This window comes from Mesorhizobium sp. WSM4806, from assembly GCF_055811635.1.
In genome coordinates, this window is the sequence record NZ_JBVVQZ010000063.1 from 1 (window position 1) to 970 (window position 970).

Annotated in this window: 1 protein-coding gene; it reads right to left on the reverse strand. The window is 65.8% G+C overall.

Annotated features, from left to right (window positions below):
• Positions 1–71: 71 nt before the first annotated feature.
• A partial coding sequence (locus AC0L2M_RS34580) for an IS256 family transposase (RefSeq protein WP_473537265.1) occupies positions 72–970 on the reverse strand: 899 nt, incomplete at its 5' end.

Genomic DNA, 970 nt, shown 5'->3' on the forward strand with positions numbered 1-970 from the left:
TCGATCGTGCCCCATGGCGTGGTGTAGGTAACGGCATTGGTCGCCGTGCTCTCCGGCAAGGGCCGGACTGATCAGCGCGCCACTGCCGGCAGGCTGATGAGCGGATCATCGCTCATCTGGCTGATGGTCTCAAGGGTCATGTAGCGCGCCCGCTGCACGGCCCATTCATCATTCTGTTCGAGCAGGAGGGCGCCGACGAGACGGACTATGGCATCGTCATTGGGGAAGATGCCGACGACCTCGGTCCTGCGCTTGATCTCGCCGTTGAGGCGCTCGATCGGGTTGGTGCTATGCAGCTTGGCACGGTGCTCCTTGGGGAAGGTCATGTAGGCAAGCACGTCGGGCTCGGCGTCGTCCATGATGGTGGCGAGCTTGGGCACCTTCGGCCGGATCTGGTCGGCAACGGCGCGCCATTGGGTGCTGGCGGCCTCGGCCGTCTCCTGGGCGAAGGCGGTGGCGATGAAGGCCGAGGCGACGCGGCGGCCGCTCTTGCCGGCATGCGCCAGCACGTTCCTCATGAAATGGACCCGGCAGCGCTGCCATGTCGCGCACAGCACCTTGGTGACGGCCGCCTTGATGCCTTCATGGGCATCGGAAACGACGAGCTTGACGCCGCGCAGGCCGCGGCGGGTCAGCTTGCGCAAAAACTCCGTCCAGATCGGCTCGGCCTCAGACGTGCCGACCTCCATGCCCAGCACTTCGCGCCGGCCGTCTGCGTTGACACCGACGGCGATGATGACGGCGACCGAGACGATGCGTCCGCCGCGGCGCACCTTCAGGTAGGTGGCATCGATCCACAGATAGGGCCAGTCGCCCTCGATGGGCCTGTCGAGGAAGGCCTTCACCTTGCCGTCGATCTCCTCGCACAGCCGGCTGACCTGGCTCTTGGAGACGCCGCTCATGCCCATCGCCTTGACCAGGTCGTCGACCGAGCGCGTCGAGATACCCTGGACGTAGGCCTCCTGGATGA